Source organism: Oceanobacillus sp. CAU 1775 (assembly GCF_054482815.1).
The window spans coordinates 20199-46256 of sequence record NZ_JBTLRO010000004.1; the positions used below are offsets into that span (position 1 = coordinate 20199).

The 26058-nt window shown below is 35.3% G+C and carries 35 protein-coding genes; 34 read left to right on the top strand and 1 reads right to left on the bottom strand.

Annotated elements, in window-relative coordinates:
• Positions 1 to 35 precede the first annotated feature (35 nt).
• From ACXYMZ_RS07945 to ACXYMZ_RS08025, 17 genes are all read left to right on the top strand, one after another.
• Positions 36 to 653, top strand: coding sequence for a DedA family protein (locus tag ACXYMZ_RS07945; protein WP_458947858.1), 618 nt, complete (start codon positions 36 to 38; stop codon positions 651 to 653).
• A 101-nt stretch (positions 654 to 754) separates the two neighbouring features.
• On the top strand, positions 755 to 1309 hold the full coding sequence (locus ACXYMZ_RS07950; protein WP_458947859.1) for a histidine phosphatase family protein: 555 nt from the start codon (positions 755 to 757) through the stop codon (positions 1307 to 1309).
• A gap of 17 nt (positions 1310 to 1326) precedes the next feature.
• Entirely contained in the window at positions 1327 to 1536 is a 210-nt protein-coding gene (locus tag ACXYMZ_RS07955; protein WP_458947860.1) for a hypothetical protein, read from the top strand.
• 62 nt (positions 1537 to 1598) lie between these two features.
• Positions 1599 to 1766, top strand: coding sequence for a hypothetical protein (locus ACXYMZ_RS07960; protein ID WP_458947861.1), 168 nt, complete (start codon positions 1599 to 1601; stop codon positions 1764 to 1766).
• Between the two features lie 12 nt (positions 1767 to 1778).
• On the top strand, positions 1779 to 1946 hold the full coding sequence (locus ACXYMZ_RS07965) for a hypothetical protein (RefSeq protein ID WP_458947862.1): 168 nt from the start codon (positions 1779 to 1781) through the stop codon (positions 1944 to 1946).
• 30 nt (positions 1947 to 1976) lie between these two features.
• Positions 1977 to 2864: a GNAT family acetyltransferase gene (locus tag ACXYMZ_RS07970; RefSeq protein ID WP_458947863.1), complete on the top strand. Its 888-nt coding sequence runs from the start codon at positions 1977 to 1979 to the stop codon at positions 2862 to 2864.
• 15 nt (positions 2865 to 2879) lie between these two features.
• Complete coding sequence (locus ACXYMZ_RS07975) at positions 2880 to 3626, top strand: hypothetical protein (RefSeq protein WP_458947864.1); 747 nt, start codon at positions 2880 to 2882, stop codon at positions 3624 to 3626.
• Between the two features lie 17 nt (positions 3627 to 3643).
• Complete coding sequence (locus ACXYMZ_RS07980; protein WP_458947865.1) at positions 3644 to 4207, top strand: hypothetical protein; 564 nt, start codon at positions 3644 to 3646, stop codon at positions 4205 to 4207.
• Positions 4208 to 4290: 83 nt separating this feature from the next.
• Positions 4291 to 4632 (top strand): TIGR04104 family putative zinc finger protein, encoded by a 342-nt coding sequence (locus ACXYMZ_RS07985; RefSeq protein ID WP_458947866.1) that lies wholly within the window; start codon positions 4291 to 4293, stop codon positions 4630 to 4632.
• Positions 4633 to 4808: 176 nt separating this feature from the next.
• The gene (locus ACXYMZ_RS07990) at positions 4809 to 5558 is read left to right on the top strand and encodes a class I SAM-dependent methyltransferase (protein ID WP_458947867.1); all 750 of its coding nucleotides are present in this window, start codon (positions 4809 to 4811) and stop codon (positions 5556 to 5558) included.
• A 14-nt stretch (positions 5559 to 5572) separates the two neighbouring features.
• A complete protein-coding gene (locus ACXYMZ_RS07995; protein WP_458947868.1) occupies positions 5573 to 6088 on the top strand; it encodes a kinase in 516 nt (171 codons plus the stop codon).
• The gene (locus ACXYMZ_RS08000) at positions 6078 to 6422 is read left to right on the top strand and encodes an ASCH domain-containing protein (RefSeq protein ID WP_458947869.1); all 345 of its coding nucleotides are present in this window, start codon (positions 6078 to 6080) and stop codon (positions 6420 to 6422) included. Before ACXYMZ_RS07995 ends, ACXYMZ_RS08000 begins: the two co-directional genes overlap by 11 nt.
• 32 nt (positions 6423 to 6454) lie before the next feature.
• Positions 6455 to 6853: a VOC family protein gene (locus tag ACXYMZ_RS08005; RefSeq protein WP_458947870.1), complete on the top strand. Its 399-nt coding sequence runs from the start codon at positions 6455 to 6457 to the stop codon at positions 6851 to 6853.
• A gap of 46 nt (positions 6854 to 6899) precedes the next feature.
• Positions 6900 to 7379 carry an NUDIX hydrolase gene (locus ACXYMZ_RS08010; RefSeq protein ID WP_458947871.1) on the top strand — a complete coding sequence of 160 codons (480 nt, stop codon included), beginning with the start codon at positions 6900 to 6902 and terminating at the stop codon, positions 7377 to 7379.
• A complete protein-coding gene (locus ACXYMZ_RS08015) occupies positions 7360 to 8391 on the top strand; it encodes a S66 family peptidase (protein WP_458947872.1) in 1032 nt (343 codons plus the stop codon). The genes ACXYMZ_RS08010 and ACXYMZ_RS08015 overlap by 20 nt, the downstream gene beginning before the upstream one ends.
• Before the next feature lie 12 nt (positions 8392 to 8403).
• Positions 8404 to 8754, top strand: coding sequence for a DUF2200 domain-containing protein (locus ACXYMZ_RS08020; protein ID WP_458947873.1), 351 nt, complete (start codon positions 8404 to 8406; stop codon positions 8752 to 8754).
• Positions 8755 to 8924: 170 nt separating this feature from the next.
• The gene (locus ACXYMZ_RS08025; protein ID WP_458947874.1) at positions 8925 to 10019 is read left to right on the top strand and encodes an NAD(P)-dependent alcohol dehydrogenase; all 1095 of its coding nucleotides are present in this window, start codon (positions 8925 to 8927) and stop codon (positions 10017 to 10019) included.
• 63 nt (positions 10020 to 10082) lie between these two features.
• Here ACXYMZ_RS08025 and ACXYMZ_RS08030 read toward each other — a convergent pair whose 3' ends face one another.
• A complete protein-coding gene (locus ACXYMZ_RS08030; RefSeq protein ID WP_458947875.1) occupies positions 10083 to 10811 on the bottom strand; it encodes a GTP pyrophosphokinase in 729 nt (242 codons plus the stop codon).
• A 176-nt stretch (positions 10812 to 10987) separates the two neighbouring features.
• Here ACXYMZ_RS08030 and ACXYMZ_RS08035 point away from each other — a divergent pair, with 176 nt between their 5' ends.
• The 17 genes from ACXYMZ_RS08035 (at position 10988) to ACXYMZ_RS08115 (ending at position 26024) form a co-directional block, all read left to right on the top strand.
• Positions 10988 to 11608, top strand: a complete 621-nt coding sequence (locus tag ACXYMZ_RS08035) for an FMN-binding negative transcriptional regulator (protein WP_458947876.1) — start codon at positions 10988 to 10990, stop codon at positions 11606 to 11608.
• A gap of 11 nt (positions 11609 to 11619) precedes the next feature.
• A complete protein-coding gene (locus ACXYMZ_RS08040) occupies positions 11620 to 12177 on the top strand; it encodes an AAA family ATPase (RefSeq protein WP_458947877.1) in 558 nt (185 codons plus the stop codon).
• A gap of 15 nt (positions 12178 to 12192) precedes the next feature.
• Positions 12193 to 12759 (top strand): GNAT family N-acetyltransferase, encoded by a 567-nt coding sequence (locus ACXYMZ_RS08045; RefSeq protein WP_458947878.1) that lies wholly within the window; start codon positions 12193 to 12195, stop codon positions 12757 to 12759.
• Positions 12746 to 13114, top strand: a complete 369-nt coding sequence (locus ACXYMZ_RS08050) for an iron chaperone (protein WP_458947879.1) — start codon at positions 12746 to 12748, stop codon at positions 13112 to 13114. The genes ACXYMZ_RS08045 and ACXYMZ_RS08050 overlap by 14 nt, the downstream gene beginning before the upstream one ends.
• A 25-nt stretch (positions 13115 to 13139) precedes the next feature.
• A complete protein-coding gene (locus ACXYMZ_RS08055) occupies positions 13140 to 13508 on the top strand; it encodes a DUF1801 domain-containing protein (RefSeq protein WP_458947880.1) in 369 nt (122 codons plus the stop codon).
• Between the two features lie 14 nt (positions 13509 to 13522).
• The gene (gene ant(6) / locus ACXYMZ_RS08060) at positions 13523 to 14377 is read left to right on the top strand and encodes an aminoglycoside 6-adenylyltransferase (RefSeq protein WP_458948171.1); all 855 of its coding nucleotides are present in this window, start codon (positions 13523 to 13525) and stop codon (positions 14375 to 14377) included.
• Positions 14378 to 14597: 220 nt separating this feature from the next.
• Complete coding sequence (locus ACXYMZ_RS08065; protein ID WP_458947881.1) at positions 14598 to 14954, top strand: lmo0954 family membrane protein; 357 nt, start codon at positions 14598 to 14600, stop codon at positions 14952 to 14954.
• Between the two features lie 16 nt (positions 14955 to 14970).
• Entirely contained in the window at positions 14971 to 15615 is a 645-nt protein-coding gene (locus ACXYMZ_RS08070; RefSeq protein ID WP_458947882.1) for a PspA/IM30 family protein, read from the top strand.
• A gap of 83 nt (positions 15616 to 15698) precedes the next feature.
• Positions 15699 to 16427, top strand: coding sequence for a cell wall-active antibiotics response protein LiaF (gene liaF / locus ACXYMZ_RS08075; RefSeq protein ID WP_458947883.1), 729 nt, complete (start codon positions 15699 to 15701; stop codon positions 16425 to 16427).
• The gene (locus tag ACXYMZ_RS08080; RefSeq protein ID WP_458947884.1) at positions 16424 to 17464 is read left to right on the top strand and encodes a sensor histidine kinase; all 1041 of its coding nucleotides are present in this window, start codon (positions 16424 to 16426) and stop codon (positions 17462 to 17464) included. Before liaF ends, ACXYMZ_RS08080 begins: the two co-directional genes overlap by 4 nt.
• Positions 17457 to 18086: a response regulator gene (locus tag ACXYMZ_RS08085; protein ID WP_458947885.1), complete on the top strand. Its 630-nt coding sequence runs from the start codon at positions 17457 to 17459 to the stop codon at positions 18084 to 18086. Before ACXYMZ_RS08080 ends, ACXYMZ_RS08085 begins: the two co-directional genes overlap by 8 nt.
• Positions 18087 to 18468: 382 nt before the next feature.
• The gene (locus ACXYMZ_RS08090; protein ID WP_458947886.1) at positions 18469 to 19713 is read left to right on the top strand and encodes a C40 family peptidase; all 1245 of its coding nucleotides are present in this window, start codon (positions 18469 to 18471) and stop codon (positions 19711 to 19713) included.
• A 419-nt stretch (positions 19714 to 20132) separates the two neighbouring features.
• Complete coding sequence (locus ACXYMZ_RS08095; protein ID WP_458947887.1) at positions 20133 to 21425, top strand: hemolysin family protein; 1293 nt, start codon at positions 20133 to 20135, stop codon at positions 21423 to 21425.
• Positions 21426 to 21658: 233 nt separating this feature from the next.
• Positions 21659 to 22594 (top strand): AAA family ATPase, encoded by a 936-nt coding sequence (locus ACXYMZ_RS08100; protein WP_458947888.1) that lies wholly within the window; start codon positions 21659 to 21661, stop codon positions 22592 to 22594.
• A 3-nt stretch (positions 22595 to 22597) separates the two neighbouring features.
• On the top strand, positions 22598 to 23797 hold the full coding sequence (locus ACXYMZ_RS08105) for a DUF58 domain-containing protein (RefSeq protein ID WP_458947889.1): 1200 nt from the start codon (positions 22598 to 22600) through the stop codon (positions 23795 to 23797).
• Positions 23798 to 23851: 54 nt separating this feature from the next.
• On the top strand, positions 23852 to 25030 hold the full coding sequence (locus ACXYMZ_RS08110; RefSeq protein WP_458947890.1) for a DUF4129 domain-containing protein: 1179 nt from the start codon (positions 23852 to 23854) through the stop codon (positions 25028 to 25030).
• 178 nt (positions 25031 to 25208) lie between these two features.
• Entirely contained in the window at positions 25209 to 26024 is an 816-nt protein-coding gene (locus ACXYMZ_RS08115; protein WP_458947891.1) for a VLRF1 family aeRF1-type release factor, read from the top strand.
• Positions 26025 to 26058 lie beyond the last annotated feature (34 nt).

Below are 26058 nucleotides of genomic sequence, written 5' to 3' on the forward strand. Positions count from 1 at the left end.
AAAGAATTATAACTTTAAATGTCTGGGTGATGAAAATGCAAACATGGGTTACAGATATTATGGAGCAGTTTGGCTATTTTGGTATCTTTCTGATGATGGCTTTAGAAAACCTATTCCCGCCGATTCCGTCTGAAATTGTTCTTCCATTCGGAGGCTTTTTAACTACCTCGACAAATCTTACCGTGATAGGAGTAATCTTCGTCGCAACACTCGGATCTGTAATCGGTGCAATGATTTTATATAGCATAGGATTACTCATTGACGTTGCAACATTAGAAAAAATTGTGGAACGCTATGGAAAAATCTTACGAATAAAAAAAGAGGATATTCATAAAGCGGATGCTTGGTTTGATAAATATGGATACTGGACAGTGTTTTTCTGTAGAATGGTCCCATTGATTCGGAGCCTGATCTCCATCCCTGCTGGAATGTCGAATATGAACTTTTTAATATTTCTTTTACTAACGACAATCGGAACACTCATTTGGAATGTTATTCTAATTTCGGTTGGTGTTGCACTCGGTGAAAATTGGGAGAGTATTTTAGGGTTTATGGATATTTATTCAACGATTGTCTATGCTACTTTGCTTTTAGGTGGACTGATTGTAATTTATCTATATTTGAGAATGAGAAAAGCTAGAAAATCAAAATAAAACTGAGTCACTCTGACTTCAGTTTTATTTTTGGTAAGAATTGTTTATATATTTAGAATTTGTTACGATTAACCTAGAGAAATGATGAGGAGAGAAAGATCTTGCAAACGAATATATATCTTGTGCGTCATGCGCATTCTACATATACACCAGATGAATTAGGGAGGCCCTTGTCCCAAAAGGGTTTTTCAGACGCAGAAAAAGTGACAAAATCCCTTAAAGAAGAAAATATAGACATTGTTATCTCTAGCCCCTACAATCGTGCAATTCAAACGGTGGAAGGAGTAGCTAGGCAAATTAACAAGGTCATAATTATTGACGAAGATTTTAAAGAAAGGATTCTGGCTGGTGAATCCGTAGAAGATTTTCAGAATGCAATAACGCAAGTTTGGGAGAATCCTAGTTTTTCCTGGGAGGGGGGAGAATCTAATCATACCGCCCAAAAGCGTGGTGTTCAGGCTTTAAATCGAGTACTCGAAAAGCATGAAGGAAAAAATATTGTAATTGGTACGCACGGAAATTTGATGGTACTAATTATGAATTACTTTAATAAAAATTATGACTATGACTTTTGGAAAGCCCTTCAAATGCCAGATATTTACAAGCTAACTTTTCATAAAAAAAAGCTCGGAAATATTATTCGGAGGGAAATATGAAATATTTTAAATATGTATTGGCTTTACTAGTTATAATCCTAGCAGCTACCAACTTTTTCTTAGAAACGATGGATTTAACTGCAATATATTTACTCTTAGCCTGTTTGTTATTAATAGTACTTGGGGCAGAAGAGCTTCAAAAGAACGGAAAAGCTCTTGGCTACCCATTAATCATTATTGGCGTGTTTAATTTCATTGTTCTTTTAATTAATTTATTAGTTTCTTAGTTAGAAATTAAAATGAATCATTACCATTAAAAAAACCTCATTTGGCGTTTTATTAGAAAGGAATGAGAGAGATTATCCTACTTGCTATTATTTTATTATTTTTGGCTCTATTTGCTATTAATGATGGCATCCGATCAATTAATAACAATATTCGTAACCAGACAGATGAAATTATTAAATTACGAGAAGAATTGACGAAAAATAAAATCGACGAAGATTTTGAAAGTTAAGGAGGGAGTCAGATGGATAATCAGTATTTTGTGGGCTGGGGTACATTAGCTCTAATCAATGCTGGACTTGCGCAGGGGAAAAATAGAACAGGACTAAACTGGTTTTTACTATCTCTCCTTTTGGGTCCCCTAGCAACATTATTTCTGTTATTTGCTGAAAAGAGACATGCGGACTATTAATATCTATTGAATTAGAAAGCGAGAAAAATTATGCAGCTTGAAATAAGAGACTTTAGTTTAGATGATAGAGAACAAGTAAAACATTTGATTCAACTTAATAATGAAGAAGATTATTTACTACATATTATTGAGCGTAACGAAGGAGAAGCTGTACAAACAGTGTTTATAGGTACTGAATTAATTGGGGTATCGTTTACATGGAAAAGCAATTTTCATCCTAACTGTACGTATTTTCGTATCTTAGTAGACCCTTTTTATCGGGATGAGGCAATTGCTGAAATTTTGTTAGAAAATCTTGAAAAACAGACAGTAGATTATTTACCTTTACAAACTTCACTATGGGAAACCTCGACTTACCTCATGGAGACCTTAGAGAATAATAAGTTTGAGATAATTAGAAAGACTTATATGCCTCAACTGGATTTATCTAAAATAAAAAACCATGCCACTGAGAAAGAAAATACATATAAAATTTTTACTATAGAAGAGGCAGCTAAAGATAGACGACTAGTAGAAAATCTAGTTGAACTTGTGAAAACAAATTATAAAAATACACATCTTGTAAATCCAGTAGCAGACCTTGAATTAAACGAATGGGAACAGATGATTTTTGCAGAAGATATGATTTCGCAACTTAGTTGTGTATTTACAGAGAATGAAGAGATTATTGCTTATTCATTTTTACACGAATCAGAGGATAAGGACGCTTTAGAATTGGGATGGTGCGGGGCTAAATTTATTGAGGAAAAGAAATCAGAATCCCAACTTATTTTGCACCAAATACAGCAAGCAAAGCAATTGGGTTATCGAATAATCATTGGGGAATTCGACACCACTGATCAACCTGCAATGGAAATTCTTAAATCCTTTCCATTTCAACAGACACCTACATGGCTTACTATGCAAAAAAGAAAATAATAGGGAGATTAGATGATGCGAATCAAATGGGTGATGTTTAGTTTTGGTATATTATTATTTCTAGTTTCTTTACCAATGGCTACAATAATGATCGCAGAACTTCTCCATTCTTCCATTATGGATAGTAGATATGAAATCAATCATGTAAATGAAGGTTATCCAGCTACTCCTGCATCTTTTGAATTTCATGATGTTACTATTGAACTTATAGAAGAACTGTCAGATGAAGAAGCCTATATAGATCCATGGAGATATAAATTAGGTTTTGGACATATAGCGTTACATGTTAATGGAAACGAGATTGATAGGTTAGAAAATTTCCCGATAAGAATTGAAGAAGAAGGACTGAATAGGTATTGGGGTGAAGTCTCATTTCTTACGTTGACACATAAAAAGATTGATGAAACAGAATTCATTATTTTAATGAAAAAGACAAGAGAAATCATAAAAGAAACTCCTGATAAAAGTATTGTTGGTTTTGCTCCAGATGAAGATCTTTTCTATTCTTTTTATAGTGTCGATAAGAAGGGTAATCTAGAAAATGACTCGTTTAATTTCATGGAAAGAGACGCACTTCAAACAGAATTACTAAATGCTAGCTCGTTATATTCACATCAAATAGGTTATTATACTGATGCTTGGCAAGGATATCCTTCTTTACTATTTCCTTTTGTATATCCATTTATAAGTTTAATACTTGGGATATTTTTAATAGTGACTTTTAGACCTAAAAAGATTAGTTTGAGAAATAAATCCGTTTAAAAGGAGATTAGTTAGCAATGCTAGAAATATTTATTGGTCTATTTTTTGTTTTCTCCAAAACGAATTTGAGTTTTATTGAAATAGGAGCTTTCTATTATATAACGAATACCATTGGCTATCTTTTAATTTTGTATGGACTATCAAATTTAAGCTTGAAAAATGAAAAGTTCAGTAAAATTCAACCATTTGTTGTTGTGATGATTGTTCATAGCATACTCTTTTTGATTTTAAATATGACCGGGAATTCTCCTTTAGGTGTCTCGCTATCATCTTCTTTTGGGGCGATTGTTGGTCTTCTAGGCCTTGCAGTTGTTATTGCTGGTGTGTTTATGATTTACTATATTATTCATAGATTAATTGAAGTGGTAAGTGAAGAGGCCACTGGTAGATGTAATATTAAAATTTTAGATAGAATATCTACAGGATTATTAATTGTATCCTTTTTTGCGTGTGTGAGTTTTATAGTTAATGCGATACCACAGCTCGCTGAAACGCTTCTCGGGATTTTATTGCTCATGCAGCTGTTGTTTTTAGCTTTCTTTTATAATGTTCTACTGAGAAAAAGAAAGAGGCTTGTATAAAAGAGTACGATGGGGAAACTTGATAATATTTATTGAAATTAGTGATTTCCCACTTTTAAGTATGATATTCTAAGAGAACTTTCATGATGGAGGAGATTCAATTGCAAAAATGTGGGAAATGTAACACTGCTTTTACCTGGGGACAGCTCTATGCCTCATTTTGGCTTGCCTTTAAACCAATTTCTTGTAAAAATTGTGGAACAACACACGAAGTAACAAACGGTGGAAGGTTTAGATTTATCGTACTAACAGTCATCCCGTTTTTAATTATTTATAATTTTATTTCTGAAACGAGTAGTATTTATCTTATATTAGGGATTGCCGTAATTATAATTTTTCTACTATCGTTTTTCACACCATATATCATTCCTTACAAGGTGGATAACATAAAAGAATCTAAAGATAAACCTGAATGGAAAAAATAAATATAGAGTGAGTGAAGATCATCAATTGATGGTCTTTTTCTTTTTTCAATATTAGAAACTTATAAACAATAAATGGTGGTTATGTTATCATTTAATAGAAAATTCTTTTATTAAACGAAGATAAACGGTCGAAATTTTAGCTATAATTATTAAATTAAGCAACAGGAGGTAATCCAATGAAAGTACAAGACGCTTATAATTTTTACCAAAAACAGTTCGAGATGTTCAAGGATGAATTGGACTTAACAACATTGAATACGCAACTGGCAGAGGAAATAAACGAACAAGTAGGTAGTCCCTTTTCAAACGTATTAGAACTCGGAGCTGGGAATGGACAATTAGCTCGTAGCCTAGCTACAGTCAATAGAAAAGTTACTACAGTTGAGTTAGTACCAGAACTTGTGGAGTTTGCTGAAGAGTTTAAAGCTCCGAATGTTACTTCATATTGTGGAAGTTTCTATGACATCAAGCTTCCAGAAACATATGACTGTATTTTATATATAGATGGTTTTGGCGTAGGTACAGATGAGGAACAATTGACATTACTACAACGGATTCATGATTGGTTAGATGATAACGGGGTTGCGCTCATTGATATTTATCAACCGGAGTATTGGAAGAAAGTAAGCGGCGAGCAAATGAAGCCATTCAATGATTCTAAAATAACTAGAGTCTATGGTTATGATGAAAAAAATAACAGAATGACAGATACATGGTGGGAGCAGGGTAATCCTGAAGACAAAGTTACACAATCCTTAGCATGCTATACACCTAAAGAAATTGAAAGCCTTTGTAAAGCTGCCAATCTACAAATTACTGGCTATTTTCCTGGTGGTGCGATGGATTTTAAAAACTGGCAGTATCATGAAGTTGTCGGCTTGTCTGAATGCTTGAGTTGCAGAATTAAGTTAAGAAAAATTTCATAAGCGAGGCTATGTATATGCAATCAACGTTAATTATTTTACGAGGGAATTCAGGAAGCGGAAAATCAACGATTGCTAAGAGACTTCAGAGTCATTTAGGGCATGGAACGTTGGTAGTTTCTCAAGATGTCGTAAGAAGGGATATGTTGAGGGTTCAAGATAGAGAAGGAAATTTATCCATTGAATTAATTCAACAAATTGCTTCTTATGGAAAGGGTAAATGTGAATTTGTGATTGTAGAAGGAATTTTGTATAAAGAACGCTATGGAGAAATGTTGCGTGATTTAATTCGATATTTTGATGATGAAGTATTTGCGTACTATTTCGATTTGCCATTTGAAGAAACAGTTCATCGCCATCAATCTCGTGAAAAGAATATGGAGTTTGGTGAAGAATCTTTAAGAGCTTGGTGGAATGAAAAGGATTATCTTGGTGTGGACAATGAATTTTTTCTTACAAAGAATATGACTGAAGATGATATTTTTAATTTGATTTTAAATGATGTAAAGGGGAATGAAGCTAATGGAGCATAATATGGGTTTATTTCAAGAACCTTTCGATTCGATAAAGTCTGGGAAAAAGACGGTAGAAGTTAGATTGAATGATGAAAAGCGAAGAAAGATAAAAATCGGCGATACAATTACTTTTACGAAAGTACCTGAAAACGATGGGACATTAACAGTCGAAGTTATCGATTTAACAGTCTATCCAACCTTTAAAGAGATGTATGAAAGTGTTCCCGCGAGTGACTTTGATGTACTGGATGAGTCAATAGAAGAAATGGTAGAGAGTACGTATGAAATTTATACGCCAGAAGATGAGGAAAAGTGGGGCACACTTGCGATAACGATAAGGTTTTTAAAATAGAGAATGTATCATTTCACTTGAGGGGGATTTTATTGAGAAATGGTTTGCTTCATCATATAGAAATTAACGTATCAAATTTAAAAGCTTCTGTTGATTTTTGGGAATGGTTTCTTGAAGAATTAGGTTATACAAGTTTTCAAAAATGGGAAGGTGGACAAAGTTGGAAACTAGAGGATACATATCTTGTTTTTGTTCAAACGGGAGAAAAATTTCTAAGTGCTTCCTACCATAGATCACGTGTTGGTCTTAATCATTTAGCCTTTTATGGAAAGTCTCGTGAACATGTAGATGAAATGACAGAAAAATTAAAGGCAAAAGGAATCACTATTTTATACTCGAGTAGGCACCCATATGCTGGTGGAGAGAATCATTATGCAGTATTCTTTGAAGACCCTGATCGAATAAAAGTAGAACTGGTGGCACCAGAATAAATGTATATTGAAGTAAAAGAAATTATTGCATAGAGGGAGGATACCAGTGGAGTATTATAAATATTTACGAGAGTTCGTTGGGCAGCGACCGATTATTTTGCCAGGATCAGTCGTCATTTTTACAAATGATAAGAATGAAATTTTATTACAGAAAAAGCATAATGGTAGCTGGGGACTTCCTGGTGGATTAATGGATATGGGCGAAAGTTTTGAAGATGTTGCTAAAAGAGAAGTCTTTGAAGAAACGGGATTAACAGTTGAAAATCTCAAACTTCTTAATGTGTTTTCTGGTTCAAAATATTATTTGAAAGTACCAAATGGGGACGAGTTATATTCAGCAACAGCTGTTTATTATACAAACGAAGTTAGTGGTGAACTGAAGATTGATTACATGGAATCAGTAACGATGCAATATCATCCACTCACAGATTTACCAGAAGCATTAACAGATACTGACGCAGATTTTATAAAAACATATATAGCTCAAATAAAAGAGGTGAAAGTAAATGCTAATCAAACCAAATAAACTAAACCGTGGCGATCGTGTTGCGACAGTAAGTCCTTCCTGGGGAGGAGCAGGTGAACTGGAAATTCGTTGGCGCTATGAACAGGGAGTCAAAAGGCTTGAAGAGGTTTTTGGTCTAGAGGTTATTCCGATGCCGAATAGTTTAAAGGGTGCGGATTATCTTTACCAAAATCCTGAAGCTCGTGCAGAGGATTTAATGACTGCATTCAAGGATGACAGTATTAAAGCTATTTTTTCAAATATTGGTGGCGATGATAGTATTCGTCTGCTTCCTTATATTGATTTTGAAGTAATCCGTGAAAATCCAAAAATCTTTATGGGTTATTCTGACGTAACGATATCACATCTATTCTGTCATAAAGCAGGACTTTCTTCTTTTTATGGACTAGCTGTTTTAATGGACTTTGCAGAAAATGTGGAAATGCATGCCTATACAATAGAAATGGTGAATCGAGTCCTTTTCTCAAATGATATAATTGGTGAAATTGAGCCGCCTAAAGAGTGGACAAGTGAACATTTAGAATGGGCAGAGGAGAATAAAAATACGCGACGTAAAATGCAAGAAAACAAAGGGTATGAAGTACTACAAGGAGCAGGAAAGGTACAAGGCCGGTTGATTGGAGGCTGTATTGAAGTGCTCGAGTTTGCAAAAGGAACAACACTTTGGCCAGGGATAGAATACTGGGAGGATAGCATTCTTTTCTTTGAAACATCTGAAGAGAAGCCTGAACCAAGTCTCGTGAAATATTGGTTAAGGAACTATGCTGCTCAAGGGATTTTGGGGAAAGTGAAAGGAATTATTTTTGCGAAACCTCAAGATGAGATGTATTATGAAGAATATAAACAAGTGATTCTATCTGTCATGCAAGAGTATGACTTAAATAACCTACCGATACTATATAATTTAAGCTTCGGTCACACGGAACCCAAATTTATTTTGCCATATGGTGCAATGGCAGCAATTGATTGTGACAAGAAAACTTTTGCAATCTTAGAAAGTGGCGTTAAGTAAAGGAGGCAAACAATGACAAAGCATAAGATTTATTCAATGAGCGTGGCAAAAGTTTATCCCCACTATATTACAAAAGCCGAAAAGAAAAACCGTACAAAAGAAGAAGTCGATGAAATCACACGTTGGTTAACGGGGTATAGCCAGGAAGAACTCGAAGCCCAACTTGTGAACGAGAAGGATTTTGAAACCTTTTTTAACGAAGCACCAAATATGAATCCAGCGCGTGAATTAATTAAAGGAGTCATTTGTGGCGTACGTGTGGAGGAAATTGAAGAGCCGATTATGCAGGAGATTCGTTACCTTGATAAGCTGATTGATGAATTGGCTAAGGGTAAAAAGATGGAGAAGATATTACGGAAATAACTTCTTGAAAGGAAAAAATATGGAGCTAAGACAAGAAAAGATAAAAAGTGAGTCATTTAGGCAGTGTGAGCTAATTATCAAAAAAGCATTTTAATTGCAAAAGGAAGCTAATGATTTAAGATTAACTATAGTATAGATTTACACTCATTATAGTAATTTAGGAGGAACTTATGAAAATTAAAGCAGCAGTAACTCGTGGACAAGGACAAGATTTTGTGATGGAAGAAGTTGATTTAGCAACTCCAAAAGCAAATGAAGTTTTAGTTAAAATTGTTGCGACAGGTGTATGTCATACGGACGCAGTTGCTCGTGATGAAGCAATCGCTCCATTACCTGCCGTTCTTGGACATGAAGGCTCTGGTATAGTCGAGTCAATTGGTGAAGGAGTCACGCGTTTTGAAAAAGGAGATCATGTTGTTTTATCCTTTGCACATTGTGGACATTGCGACAATTGTTTAACTGGTCATCCGACTGTTTGTGATACTTTTAATGACTTAAACTTCGGTGGTATTAATGATGACGGAACGCAACGTTTAAGTAAAGATGGCGAAGCACTTTCAACTTTCTTTGGACAATCTTCATTTGGAACATTTGCAATATCGCATGAGCGAAATGTTGTAAAGGTGGACAAGGATGTTGATTTAGCATTGTTAGGGCCACTAGGTTGTGGCATTCAAACGGGGGCTGGTACGGTACTAAATAGAATCAAACCGGAATTTGGTTCGACAATCGCAATTTACGGAGCTGGAGCGGTCGGATTAAGTGCGGTGATGGCAGCTAAAGTTGCTGGGTGTAAAACAATCATTGCCGTTGATGTTCATGATTCAAGACTTGAATTAGCAAAAGAATTAGGGGCTACACATGTCTTTAATGGATCAGAGGTAGACGTTGTTAAAGAAATTAATGAATTAACAAATGGCGGAACAACATATGCAGTAGAGACGACGGGTGTACCCCCAGTTGTTCGTCAATCGATGCATGCATTACGTCCGCTTGGTGTTGTTGCAATTGTAGGCGTGACACCTGAAATGAACATTGATGTGCATAACGATTTAATGGCTGAAGGTAAAACGATGATGGGTGTAATTGAAGGGGACTCTGTTCCTAACGTGTTCATCCCACAATTGGTTGAGTACTATAAAAACGGTCAATTCCCATTCGATCAGCTTGTGAAATTCTATGACTTCGATGCGATTAATGAAGCATTTGAAGATTCTAAAACAGGGAAAACGATTAAACCAATCGTTAAAATTGCAAATTTATAGGGATTTCAAAATCCATGGAAATAACAAGCGTTGATTTCAACTCCAATTGAAATCGACGCTTTTTTATTCTTTCATATTACTTTCCAGCATTCGCATCATCAATTTTCTTGGGTCAAATGCTATATTGTCATAGTCATCATTATCTTGTTCTTTTAAGATATTAATCTCGTGATTGATATTCTCCATTTTACGGTCGAGGTCTGCCACGGTGTCTGCGGCTTCTTTTAATTGACGTGTAAGATCCTCTGGAATTTGTTTATCATATTTATAGTAAATCTTGTGCTCAAGGCTTGCCCAGAACTCCATCGCAATCGTACGAATCTGCATTTCGACATAGACATCGACAACGCGATCAGACATAAATACGGGAATTTGCAATACCATATGGTAGCTTTTATAACCGTTTGGCTTTGGGTTTTTAATATAATCTTTCACTTCAACGACTTGTACATCTGACTGTGACTGGATCATATCAGCAATCTGAAAAATATCGGATTCGAATGAACAAACAATACGAATGCCTGCGATATCTTTGATTTCCTCTTGAATAAGGTCTAAGGATAGCGGTAGATTTTTCCGGTTCACTTTTCGCATTAAACTCTCTGCTGATTTGACGCGCGTATTAATTTGTTCAATCGGATTATACTCATGAACTAGACGGAACTCTTCCTGCAAAATCTTCACCTTCGTACTGATTTCTTCTAATGCGAACTTATAGGCCATGCCAAATCGAGTGAACTTTATGCGGAGTTCATCTAGAGCTTCTTTGTTTATTGGCTTTTCTGGAATCACGTCGAAAAAACCCCTTTCGTTACTTTGTTTATATTAATATTATTATTATAACTTATATAGAAACGAGAAGTAGGATTGTGCTCCTTCGATATACATCTTTATTCCCTGAAAAAGTACAACTACTCTGAAAAACATGCTATTCTTAAAAGAACTAAAATTCATATAGGAGAATGACGATGCATATTCCAAAACATTTTAAAATAGAAGACAGAGAAGAAATCGAATCCTTCATTCAAAGTAATTCATTCGGCACCATCGTTTCAACTGAAGCTGGAAAACCAATCGCCACACACTTACCTTTTCAATTACAAAAACAAGGAGAAGATTATTATGTTACGAGCCATTTCGCCTATGCAAATTCACAATGGAAAACATTAGAGAACAATCCGGATCCTGTGCTTGTCATGTTACAGGGGCCCCATGCTTACGTTTCTTCTTCATGGTACGATCACGAAAATGTACCGACATGGAATTATCAATCGGTTCATATTTATGGAAAAGCAGAAATCATGACATCTGAAGAACTAGAGCAAGACTTAATAACACTTCTGGAAAAATATGAACAACATCGTGCGGATCCAGTACTTTGGGATAAACTAACAGACCAAACAAAACAACAGATAAAAGGTATTGTCGGTTTTAAGATAAAAGTAGAAGAAATTCAAGCAGCATATAAAATGAGTCAAAATCGCAGTGAAGAAGATTATCAAAATGTAATTTATAAACTAAGCAGAGAACTTAATCCTAGTGCACAGCAAGTTAGTGAAGCAATGCGAGAGATTAGCCGAAAGAAGTGAGGGAGCTGCATATGAAATTCATTATGATATTCGGCCCACAAGCAGTAGGTAAGATGACAGTAGGGCAAGAACTACAAAAAGTCACGGGCTTCAAACTTTTCCACAACCATATGACAATCGATTTACTCGCACCAATTTATGAGTTCAAGCCAGAAATGTGGCGTCTGGTAAATAAGTTCCGTCAAGATATTTTTGAATCAGTCGCAAAGAGTGACTTGGATGGATTTATTTTTACTTATGTATGGGCATTTGATTTACAAGAAGATTGGGATTATGTGAAGAAAGTCTCTGAGATATTCGAGTCTGAGGGTGCGGAGGTTTATTTTGTCGAACTCGAAGCAGATTTGGAGGAAAGAGTTATCCGCAATAGTACACCAAATAGGTTAGAGCATAAGCCAACGAAACGAAATGTCGCTTGGTCGGAAGCTGAAATGAAAGAAACAATGAAGAATCATCGTTTAAATTCAAACCCAGGAGAAATCACGAGGGAAAACTACCTCCGCATTAACAATAAAAATCTATCGGCAGCAGAAGTTGCTAAGCAAATCAAGAAGGAATTTAACTTTTAAAAGGGAGGTTCGCTTTTGTTAGAAACAATTAAAACAGAAAACTATATACTAAGGGCAATCAGGATTTCGGATACACCTGCACTTTACGACATGATGTCCGATAAAGAAACAATGCAATTTATTACACCACACCCAGTAAAGAGTATCGAGCAAATGAATCTTGAAGTTAGGGAGAGTCTTAATAAACTTAAAGCTAAAAAAGAGTTACCATGGGTGATTTTGTCTTCTTGTTCAAATGAAATTATTGGGACCTTCGATTTTCATAAAGTAAATACCTATCATCGAAAAGCTGAAATGCGTGCGATTATAAAAAAGGAATTTCAACAAAAAGGTGTAATGACCGAAGTGCTCAAAGTAATGCTTAACTATGGTTTTAATGACCTCAATTTAAATCGTATTGTTGGAGATATCTTTGCAGGGAATAAGGGCTCGCAAAGACTACTAGAAGAATTTGGCTTTAAGAAAGAAGGCATTCTTCGTGAAACGGACTTTGATGGCGAAACTTTTCACGATACAGTAGTCTACAGTCTGCTTAGAAGAGAATATAATCAAAATAATGAAGTGAAGTATGGAAATCTTTAAAGAGTTTTTAAACAAAATCGAACAGCCAGCACACGAAGAGAGAATGAAAGAGGTTTTGGAATGGGTCGCGGAAAAATATCCAAATCTCGTACCTGAAATAAAATGGAACCAACCAATGTTTACGGACCACGGAACTTATATTATTGGCTTCAGTGTTGCAAAACGTCATATGGCGGTTGCACCTGAGAACGCAGGAATTGAGCAATTCGCCAAAGACATTAAAGAAGCAGGTCACAGTCATACAAAAGAATTGGTTCGCATGAAGTGGGAGGAACCATTTAATTATGACCTTCTGGAAAAAATGATCGAATTTAATATATGGGATAAAAAAGATCACACGAAGTTTTGGAGATAAGGATTGTAAAAAGAGAGGATGGTTAGTGGCTTTGCAGACTAGAAAGTTAAAAGAAGTGGATCAGTATATCGCATCCCTCCCAGAAGATATAAAAGAAATTACAGAAACATTAAGGAATATTATTCTTGATACTTCACCTGAGCTTCAAGAGGAATATAAATGGTCAATGCCAAATTATTCATATCATGGACTAGCCTGCTATTTACAAGCGAGTAAAAATCATGTAAATTTAGGTTTTCAAAAAGGGATCCAATTACAAGAATTAGATAAACATAGCTTATTAAATGGAACTGGAAAAACGATGCGACACATTCGTGTGAAAAAGCTGGAAGAAGTGAATGTCGAGTTATTTACAGCTTATATTCGCGCTGCGATGGAATTGAATGATAGGTAGAAAGGATTTATATGATGAGAAATGAGACTGAAATATTGAAAACAGTGCTTGATTTTGCTATTCAAGATGACAGAGTACGGATTGTAACTCTGGAAGGCTCTAGAACAAACAAAAATGTTCCAGCAGATTCATTTCAAGATTATGATGTTTCTTATTTTGTAACAGACCTTGATTCATTTAAAGCAACGGACGATTGGCTCACTATTTTTGGTAAAAGAATCATTATGCAAAAGCCAGAAGCTATGGAATTATTTCCTCCAGAGTTAGGAAACTGGTTTTCTTATCTCATGTTATTTGAAGATGGTAATCGAATCGATTTGACACTTATTCCTTTAAGGGAACTCACTGATTACCTCGACAATAGTGATGGTTTGGTTGAGTTACTACTTGATAAAGATGAGCGTATAGAGACAGAACTCATTCCAAGTGATGAGAAATATTGGATAAAAAAACCCGATGCTAAAGTATTTGATGATTGTTGTAATGAATTCTGGTGGGTATCAACTTATGTAGTAAAAGGATTAGTTAGAAATGAATTATTATATGCGATTGATCATCTGAATGAGAGTGTTAGACCTAATTTACTCCGCATGATTGCTTGGAAAACTGGTATTGAACACGGATTTACCTTCAGTGTTGGAAAGAACTATAAGTATCTGCTGCAATATTTGTCCGAAGCTGAATGTGAGGCACTACTTTCCACATATACTGCATGCGATACATTAAAGTTGTGGAAGGCATTATTTACTTGTCATGCATTATTTAGAAGCTATGCTATACCAGTTGCCAAACAGCTTGGGTATACATACCCCGATTATGATAAAGCGATTAAGAAATATACGGAAGATATTTATCAAAAACTATTTTAATAGAAGGACATTACTTAAATAATGTAAAGCTAATTTAGTTATCAAAACTTAATTTAACCATATTTATGCCAAAACACTCATAATCACCACGGGTGTTTTTTTTATATGGTCTTATTCCAAATACGCCTCAAGTCCTAACCCAAAATATAGCTCAGGCTCATTACGACAAATCGCCATCCACGGTAAGATGAAATCAAGATAAAGAAAGGAGGCAGAACAGATGACTAAATTTCTACTGTTCGTCGGGGGTCTAATTGCATTCTTTGTGTTACTTGCAAGCATTGGCCCAATGGTAATTTTCGCATTAAGTGTTTGGTTACTTTACATCGTGTTTAAACAATTCATGAAAAGTGATTCTACAGCAGGAAAAGTTGGATGGGCGATTGTCGGCTTGTTGATCCTAAGCTTCACCGTTTCTAACATCTATGCATTAATCGGTGTTGTCGCATTATATGCGCTATACCTGATTTATAAAAGCTGGAAGGACTCGAAGGATGATTCACCAGTTGTCCACACAATGAAAGATAATGATCCGTTTTCTAATTTTGAGAGAGAATGGGCAGACTTAAACAAATAAAAGGAGAGTATAAACTATGTCAACAAACATATTTACAAGATGGATGGATAGTATTTCAGCAGATTTGCATGAGTTAATGGATAAGAAGGAACAGAAGAATCCAATTTCTGCACTGAATCAATATTTACGCCAAAGTGAACAGGAAAAGGAAAAAGTGAAAAAACTTATTGAACGTCAGTACAAACTAAAGGAAGAGTTTTCCCGTGAGTACTTGAAAGCGCAGGACCTTGCTGACAAGCGTAAGAAACAAGCGGAGATTGCAGAAAAAGCTGGAGAAACTTCCATGCATGAATTTGCAGTGAAAGAGTATGAAGAATATCAAGCACGTGCTGACCGTCTGAAAACAAGTCGTGAGGATGCAATGGAGCAGCTCGAAATGTTAGAAGCTAAATATGAAGAAATGAAACATCGCTTGAAAGATATGCATATGCGTCGCATGGAATTAATGGGGCGTGAAAATATTGCCAAAGCGAATCAACAAATGAATCGTGTGATTGATGACGTTTCTGATAAGCCATTTGCAAAATTTGCGGAGCTTGAGCAGTACATCGAGAACCTTGAACATCAAGTAAATAACGCGTTTTACAAGAGCAGTTTTGATAGCAAAATTGCTAAACTTGAAAAAGAAATGGCAGCAAAAGAACAGAATAATAGCTTATAAACAAAAGGAAACATGCTATACTAATAGACGTAGATTTCGGTCTGCGTCTATTACATATTTAACGAAAAAGGAGGGTGACAGCAATGTTTAAACAAATTTCGACACAAACATATAACTGGATATTAATCATTGGTGTGATCCTCTTTTTATTTGAGATCGTCTTTTTCTTTGGTGGCGCAATTGTGCCAGCACTTTTCGCAGCGATTTTCACATATGTTGGTTGGAAAAACTTCAGCATGTTATGGGGAAAAATTCTCTTCTGGATCTCGCTCATCTCTTTTATTTTTTCCGTATTAAATTTAATGGCAATCCGCTTTTTCGTACTTGCGGCCGTCGTTATTTTAATCATTAATTATACAAAATCAACGAAAGACGTGAAACATGAAGCCCCTGAATTACCAGCTGAAAGTAGACTGGCTGAAGATTTAGTCCAAAAAGATCCGTTATTCGACCATACAATATTCGATGATCAACACACAACGGAGTATGCGTACCAATGGCGGGATGTGAATATCCAGGGACTCATGGGGGATCGTATGATTGACCTGAGTAATACGGTTTTGCCAAATGACACAGCAATTATTTCCATTCGCCATGGGATAGGAAATATTGAAATCTATGTCCCTTATGAAGTCGAAGTGAGCATTCATCATAGCGCCATTTTTGGCCGTGCAGAAATTTTCAATCGAACAGATGAAAAGTTATTTAATCAGTCCGTATTTTACCAGACAAAAAATTATGATCATGCTACATCTCGTGTGAAAATTGTTACCTCTTTACTCTCTGGAGATATTGAGGTGAAGCGAATATGAGTACAATGCTCAGACATGTTTTCACAGCAATTATATATAGTTTTGTATTCGCGATAGCACTTCTATCGGTTGTGTTCGTTATTTTCCCACTTGAAAAAATATCTTTCTTATGGGAAGTAGAATTTGGAAATGTGCCATTCCTAATATGGGTGGCTGGACTCGTTCTAACTGGTGGAATGGTCTTCGGTTTAGCGATTGGTTGGTATTGGAAGCAGCGTTTGCACTGGGTAGATCGTAAATTGGATGCGATAAGCAAAGGACAGAAACTCGGAACAGAAGAAGATCCCTACCATGAATTAGTTAGCATTGAAAAGCGCCTCGAGCAAATTCAGGAGCGAATTCAAAAACAAACAGAACATACACAGAAATTAGCAACAGAACGTGCAGAAGAACGGGAACAAAGTTTGCAAGAGATTGTTGCCCAAGAAAGAAATCGCTTAGCACGTGAATTACATGATTCCGTCAGCCAGCAATTATTCGCAGCTTCGATGATGATGTCAGCAATCAATGAAAGTAAACCGATGGAAGAAACTGACTTAAAATCTCGTCTCGCACTCGTTGAAAAGATGATTCATCAATCCCAACTTGAAATGCGTGCGCTTTTATTACATCTTCGACCAGTTGCTTTAAAAGGGAAAACTCTTGAACAAGGTGTCGAAGAATTATTAATCGAGATGCAACAAAAGGTGACCATGGAAATTAGCTGGACGATTGATGATTTGGCTGTTGATAAAGGAATTGAAGATCAGCTATTCCGAATTATCCAAGAGGCAATGTCAAATACACTCAGACATGCAGAAGCATCAACTTTCAATCTTTTATTAATTGTCCGCGATGAAACAATCATTTTAAGAATTACTGATGATGGTATTGGCTTTGACATGCAAGAAATGAAGACAGGTTCGTACGGGATGCAAAACATGCGAGAACGTGCCTATGAAATCGGTGGAACTTTTAAAGTAATCAGTTTGCCGAATGAAGGAACAAGACTCGAGGTAAAAGTCCCAATGATAGAAGGGGAGGAAAATGATGATTAAAGTATTATTTGCAGATGATCATGAAATGGTTCGCATAGGTGTTTCCTCTTATTTATCCGCACAGCCTGACATTGATGTTATCGCTGAAGCAGATGATGGCGGTCCAGCTGTCGAACTCGCTCTAGAACTCCGTCCAGATATCATTCTCATGGACTTAGTTATGAAGCAAATGGATGGCATCGAGGCAACGCGTCAGATTATTTCCGAGTGGCCAGAAGCGAAGATTATTATTGTTACAAGCTTTCTAGATGATGAAAAAGTCTATCCGGCTTTGGAAGCGGGAGCGACGAGCTACTTATTAAAAACTTCAAAGGCAGAAGAAATCGCGAAGGCAATCCGCGCAACACATGACGGACAATCGGTTTTAGAGCCAGAAGTAACTGGGAAAATTATGAACCGCATGCGTAATAAATCGGAAGAACCTTTACATGAACAATTAACCGAAAGAGAAAAAGAAATCCTGCTTCTAATCGCTGAAGGGAAAACAAACCAAGATATCGCCGATGAACTTTTCATAGCAGTGAAGACCGTAAAAGTTCATGTGAGTAATATACTAAGTAAATTGGAAGTACAAGATCGAACACAGGCGGTCATTTATGCGTTTCAAAATAAACTAGTTTAACGAGAGAATACTTATCATTTTTATTTGAATGATAAGTATTTTTTTGTGGAAAATTTACCGTTCTTCGTCCATTTTGCAAAAAACAATATAAACATACTATTATTATTTATAGTAATATTGTCTTGTAATAAGAAAATATGCACATTTATTATGTGATATGAACGCGTTTTCGACTTGGATTTTCTTTTTTGAGGAAATAATTTGTCATTATTTGAAACATAACTGTAACATAACGATAACATGGGTGAAATTTAAGGGTGTTATACTACCCATGGAATCAAAATAATAAACATATAATTTCACGGGATTGCAAACATACATATAAAGCATTTTACATAGAGAGTTACATGCAATTTTGGTGACGGAAGTGGGGAACGCGAAATTGAAAAAGATTTTATTAACGGTATCTACAGTTTCTGTAGTTGGTTTAGGTAGTGTGTTTTTCGGTGCTCCGGCATCTGCTGAAACATTAGATGAGTTAAAAGATAAGCAAACACAGATTCAAGAAGATAGAAAAGATCTAAAAGCTAATCTATCAGAAGCAGAGTCAGAGGTTGCTGATTTATTAATAGACCTAGAAGAGATTAATAAAGAGATTGAGCGTACAACAGAAGCACTAGAAGAGAATAAAAAAGTAATGCAAGAAAACGAAGATAATATCTCAGCTACTGAGCAAGCAGTTGAAGAACTTGAAGCAGACATTGTTAAATTAGAAGAATTAATTCAACAACGTTTCGATATCTTAAAAGAACGTGCAGTTTCTTACCAATTAAATGGTGGAAACATCTCATTCCTAGAAGTATTATTTGGTTCTAAAAACTTCGGTGATTTCATCAGCAGACTTACTGCAGTTAACAAAATCACTGAATCTGATACGAATTTAATGGAAAGAATTGAAGCTGATAAATTAGTTGTCGAAGAAATGCAAAACGAAGTACTTGTTAAACTTGATGAACTAAACGAAATGAAAGTTGAACTCGAAGGAATGCAAGCATTAATCGAGGAACAACAAGAAGAAACAAAAGCAAAGAAAGCAGATCTTAAGGAAAAAGAAAGTACACTTCTTGCTAAAGTTGAAGAGTTAGAAATGGAAGATAGACAACTTGCTTCATTACAAAGTGAAGTAAGCAGAAATATCGACGCATTAACACAACCAGTTGTACCTGTACAAACAGCAAGTGCTAGTTCAGATTCAAATGGTGGTAACTTAACAACGCTTTCGAAATCAAGCACTAACCAAGCTCCAAGACCAGCAGCATCTGGTGGGATTAGCACAGCAATCAATGCTGGTTTCAACCACTTAGGTACTCCATATCGCTGGGCAGGTAAAGGACCAGGTGGATTTGATTGTTCAGGATTTGTTTCTTGGGCATTTGCACAAGGTGGAATCTCGATTCCATCAAGTACAGCAGGTCTTCAATCTACAGGAACTAAAGTTTCTGCAAGCAACATGCAGCCTGGAGATATCGTATTCTTTAATACTTACAAAACAAATGGACACGTTGGAATTTACCTAGGTGGCGGTAAATTCATCGGTGCACAAAACTCAACTGGACTTGCAGTTGCAGACATGACTACTGGTTACTGGGCAAGCAAATTTGCTGGCCACGTACGCAGTGTACGCTAAACAAAACATTTCAAAAATCCATCCTAACTAGGGTGGATTTTTTTATGCTGTTTTTCAATCAATCTTTCCAAATCATGAGCAAAGCCAAGAGAAATGTTTAAAACATGAGATTTCTTCATGTTATAGGGTATAAGCTAGTATAAGTGACGAAATAACCGTCTTTAATGTAAGATTGCTGTGAAAAATCTCATTTCTCAAACGTTCTTTATAGACTGAATCCCAATGATATATTATAATGAAACTTACAAAAGTGGGTGATTCAATGGGAAGGTAAAGAACAATCTTAAGTCTATAATCTATATAGCTCAAATCAGGTTGGTTCTGCCTTCTCTGATTGAACAACGGTAAACTTTAAAAAAATCTGAAACAAAACACAGGAGGTGAAGTTCTCGTTGCACTATTTGCACCGGGAACCTTAATTGGACGTATTGCCCATATTTAACTTACTTGCAGTTGCTGTACTTATCGGACTGACCGCGTTTTTCGTAGCGGCCGAGTTTGCGATTGTAAAAATCAGAAGTACACAACTTGAACCACATCTCGAAACAGGGAAAAAATCAGCAAAGGCTGCTAAAATTGTTATTACACATTTAGATGAGTATTTATCAGCCTGTCAGTTAGGAATTACGATTACAGCATTAGGTATTGGACGTTTAGCAGAACCTACATTTGAAAGAATGTTGCATCCATTATTAAATTACTTTAATCTTGGTGCAGGAACTGTAACTACAGTTGCAATTATCGTTTCATTCAGTATCGCAACATTCCTCCATGTAGTAATTGGGGAATTAGCACCGAAGAACATTGCAATTCAAAAAGCAGAACAGGTGACGCTTTTAGTCGCTCGACCATTAATTTGGTTCTATCGCTTACTTTATCCGTTTATCTGGTTACTAAATGGATCAGCACGTCTATTAGTGCGTATCCTTGGTTTCCAACCAATGGCTAGCCATGAACAATCACATACGGAAGAAGAACTTCGTTTAATTCTTGCTGATAGCTACAAAAGTGGCGAAATTAATCAAGCAGAAATGATGTATGTTAATAACATTTTTGAATTTGATGAGCGAGTAGCAAGGGAAATCATGGTCCCTAGAACAGAAATGGTATACTTTTCAAAAGATGATAGTATATCAGACAATCTAGATGTTATTTTAGAAGGTCAGTACACGAGATATCCAGTGGCTGATGATGATAAGGATAATATTATTGGTTTAGTAAACTTAAAAGAAGTATTTTCTGGTCATATTCAAGGGAAGTCAGTTAGAATTAACCAGTTTATCCGACCAATTCTACATATTTCAGAGGCAACTCCTATCAAACAAGTTCTTCTGAAAATGCAGAAAGAAAGAATCCATATGGCAATCGTAAACGATGAGTATGGAGGTACAGCTGGTCTAGTTACAGTTGAAGACATTTTAGAAGAGATTGTTGGAGATATTCGTGACGAATTCGATGAAGATGAAGTTCCTGATATCCAAGAAATCAATGATCAAACTTTAATTGTCTCAGGAAAAATTCATCTTGAAGATTTAAATGAAATTTTAGGTATCGAATTAATAGATGATGAAGTTGATACAATCGGTGGTTGGATATTCACGACCAACCTTGATGCACAAGAAGGTGTAGTTGTAGAGTATGAGGACCATCAATTTATTATTGAAGAGATGGATGGCTACCAAATTAAAAAAGTTAAAATAATTAAACCTTAAGTTAAAAGAAAAGCCGTAGCATATTATGTGTTACGGCTTTTCTTTTTTGTTTTATTCTATTAAATTTCCAAATTGCTATGAATATAATCCCGTTTAACAAATAAATTATTCTTTTTCTATTCCATGAAGCGTCAACAACTTACTTTAATTCCCAAATGAAACAAATATAGACCAATTTTTAGAATTATGTTACGATAAAATTAATTACTAAAATTACAAAAGGATGTAGATGAATGGAAAAGATTAAACAATCAATGCAGAAGTTAAATCAAGTAATTTATGGACAAGAGGAAATAGTTGAGTTGATTTTTGTCGCGCTATTAGCTAAAGGCCATGTACTACTTGAGAGTGTTCCTGGAACAGGGAAGACAAAGCTTGCTAAGAGCTTTGCGACAATAATGAAGGGGAACTATAGTCGAATTCAATTTACACCTGATGTTCTGCCAAGTGATATTACAGGTATTCGTTTTTTAAATCCAAAAACACAGGAATTTGAATTACGTCTAGGCCCAGTTGTTACGAATGTATTGTTAGCTGATGAAATTAACAGAGCGACACCAAAAACACAATCAAGTTTACTAGAAGTAATGGAAGAGACGCAGACAACAATTGATGGGGAGAGAATTGTTATTCCTTCTCCATTTATCGTACTTGCAACTCAGAATCCGATTGAAAGTAATTATGGGACATTCCCATTGCCAGAAGCGCAATTGGATCGATTTCTGTTCAAAGTTAGTTTAGATTATCCTACAAATGAAGAAGCCAAATCTATTTTAACGAATTACCGCTTGGCTGATCCATCTGAGTCATTAAGTGAAATTGTTACTACCGATGATATTATTTCCTTACAAGAAGAAACTAAAAAAGTAAATGTATCTGATTTAGTAATGGATTATTTAATTGATCTTGTTGAAGCCACAAGAGCTTCACAGGAAATCGAATTAGGTATCAGTCCTAGAGGAATGCTTGGATTAATGCGTGCGGCTCAAGCAAAGGCACTTTTAAATGACAGAGATTTTGTCACTCCGAATGATGTGCAATCACTTGCTCGCTACGTATTTGAACATAGAATTATTTTATCTATGGAAGCTTCACTGAAACGCACGCCAAAAGATGTGATGAATGATGTCATTTCACAGGTTCCAGTACCGGTTGAGGTAGGGGTATAATAAATGAAGTGGAAAAGAGAAGTAGAATCGAAGCATTTGCAGTCATTTGATTTATTCGGCCTTTCTATTATTGGTTTATTTTTAGTTGGAATAATCCTGAAAAACTTTATTCCGTTTATTATTGCTGCACTATTACTTGTGCATATCGTCTTCCATAAGCTTTTTGAAAAATCAGTATCGGAAAATATAATTGTTGAGAATCCAAAACGCTCAGTAAGACTTTTCCCTGGTGAAGATATGGTGTGGAAGATTCAAATGGAAAATAAATCATTTTTTCCAATCATTAACGGCAAGTTAAGGTTTAACCTAGGTCATAACGTACAAGTGATGAACAATGATACTAATAGAAAAAACTATTGGTATGGCATAGAAATACCTTATTCAATTAGTTCAAAGCGTAAACCAGCCATAGAGGTTCCTATTAAAGCTGTAGAAAGAGGAACTGCTAGAATGACCCAGCTAGTATATGAATTCCCACATTTATTTAGTTTTCATCAAATGAAAATGCGTTATGATGAATATTATCAGACAGAGTTTATTGTTTATCCAGAATTAAAGGAAGTAACTGGACTCGAAGTAATTTATCATCAGTTTCCTGGTGACGCTCGAATGCAATACTCACCATATGAGGACATTCAAAGTTCAATTGGAACGAGAGATTATCAATCTAGTGATTCTTTTCAAAGAATTAATTGGAAAGCATCGGTTCGGTCACAAGAGTTACAAACGAATATTTATGAGAAGGTAGCAGATCTTTCATTTGTATATATAGTGAATCTTAAACAAGAACAACGAGTCGGTGAAAGTACACGAACAGAAGATTTGTTATCTTATACAGCATTTTTAAGTAAGTTTGCGACAGAACAAGATACTTCTTATGAAATTTTATTAAATGTTAGACAACATGGAAGCAATTCTTTCCTGCAACTACCAGAAGGCAATGACAATCGACATTTAGCCCGAAGTTTAGAATTTTTAGCCCGTATACCAAGACAACCGATTGCTTCTTCATTTGAACTTTTACTATTTCATGTATCGAAAACACTGCAGCAAAGAAAAACAATTATTATCATAGGGGAAATTAGTGAGGAATCCTATGCTCAAATTACACAACTTGAACAAAAGGGACACACTGTTTTTCAGATAAATGAATCAAATGGGGTAGCCTCTATCACTTCGGTATCAAATAGAAAAATTGCTTAACTATTTTATTAATAAAGTATTAGACCTACTTTAATTGTTTAAAGGATGAAGTGAATGGATAAAAATGCACGGATTATTGCTCAATTTTCTCATTATATAAATGAAGGAATTATAGCGTTTTATATTATTTTAATAGCTATCCAGTTTTCGAATACTGTTGAAGCTCCATATTGGTCCTTCCTTGTAATCTTATTAATGAGTGCTGTATTATTTTCTTTTATTGCTTACCGAGAATTAAACGAGATCCTCTATATTATTATGATTCCCATTCTCGCATTTGCATTCTACGCAGCTGACTATATGATTAGTCTGGTGGTTGTTTTCAGTATTGTACTTACCTATCGTTATTATCGTATTGCAAAAACTGATATTAAGAGAAGAGAAGCCGGCTATCTAGGTACATCTGCCATTTTGGTAATACTTTTAACTGTATTTAATGGGGATAACGAAATCTATTGGATTTTCCTTATTCAATTCTTCTTAACTTTTATAGGTTTTTATTTAATGAATCTAGTAATAGTTTCGAAATCATTGCAATCTGATTTCCTTGTACAATTTGGAAAGATTATCGGTATAATCGTACTCGCTGGAGGATTTGCTTTCCTCTTTTTAAATGAAATAGTTACCAGGATTGTTGGATTAATTTGGATTGTTATTGGGTTTCTGACAGCTCATATTTCATCGTTTTTTGCGGGTTTGTTTTATTGGGTTACACCAGATCCTTCCATATATGATTATGAACCTGAAGATGAGGTAACTGGAATTCAAAGTCCAGAATTGGGCGAATCGATAATGGAAGGTGTTAGTAGTTACGCAATAATTTTAATCGTACTTGCATTTGCGGTAATAATTATTTGTATAGTCTATTTATTTCATAAGTTAAGACGTCCTCTAAGAGAAAACGAAGAATCTGAAGAAGTGAGTGAACACCAATTAAGAAATGATAAAATGAAACAAGAAACAAACCAACCGAGGAAACCATTTTGGCAAAATTTCTTCAAAAAACCTGAACATCCAGCACGTCGTCTAGTCTTTGAATTTGAGAAAAAACTAGTAAAGTCGAACTATGCTAGGTTATCTCATGAAACATTAGAAAAGTGGTTAGCACGTATCGGAGACGGAACGGAGTTAGTAATCTATCAACGAGTCAGATACGGTGATAAGGATGTATCGGAAGAAGAACTAAATCAATTGAAGCAAGAGTTAAACAACTTAGCAAATCGCTTAAATTGATTCAAGAAAATAAGCCCGTGAAGCTATCTATATTTAGATAGTTTCGCGGGTTTAGTTATTTTAATAGATAAGAAGCATAGGGTGGAAGTTATCAGTAAATTCAAATGTTTACTCAGCTGACATTAAGGTTAAATACAAAGAAGCAGTAAATTTTATTATATAGGAGGACGATAGTAAAATGGCAGAAAACATGGGCATTACAGAAACAATAAAATGGCTAGAAGATGTCAAAACAGATGGTGTTAATAAGATATTTACAATGTACCTAAACACAGATCGTTCCGCCACTAATAAACAAGGAGATGAATGGAAAATTCATTTCAAAAATGGTATGCGTAATTTTGAAAAATACTTACAACAAGATGATAACAATGAAGAATTAGATAACTTTTTAAAAGTTAAGAAAAAAGTTACTGATTATATGAAAGAAGAAGAAGCAAGCTTGCAAAGAGGTGTTGTTATATATGCCACAGCAGATGATGAGATTTGGTTTGCTAGAAAAGTGCAAATGAATTTAGATTCAGAGTTTTACTGGCAAGAAGAACCAGAATTAAATCAATTGAGGAATCTAAAGGAGAAATACCCTAAGCTTGGCGTTGTTTTAGTCCAACAGAATCAAATTAAAGTTATCAAATCTGAATCAAATCGTATTTTAGATACGGTTAACTATGAATTAGATATTGAAACAGAGGATTGGAAAATTAAAAAAGGGCCTCGACCAGCAACAATGGCAGGCTCTCGTGGACCAAACGTACAAAAGGATAACTTTCAATCAAGATATGCAGCTAATATGCAACGTTGGTATAAACAAATCGCTCCAAAATTAGATAAACTGGCAAAGGATAGCAATTGGGAACAATTATACGTAGTTGGTGAAGCAGATGTTGCCACTGAGTTATCTAGTCTTTTAAACAAGCCAGTAGATCGTGTCGTTCAGAAAAATATGCTGGATCATGATGAAATGAAAGTGCTTGATGAAGTGAGAAGCGAATAATAAAAGTAAGGCGACTTAACAAATTTTCGTTAAG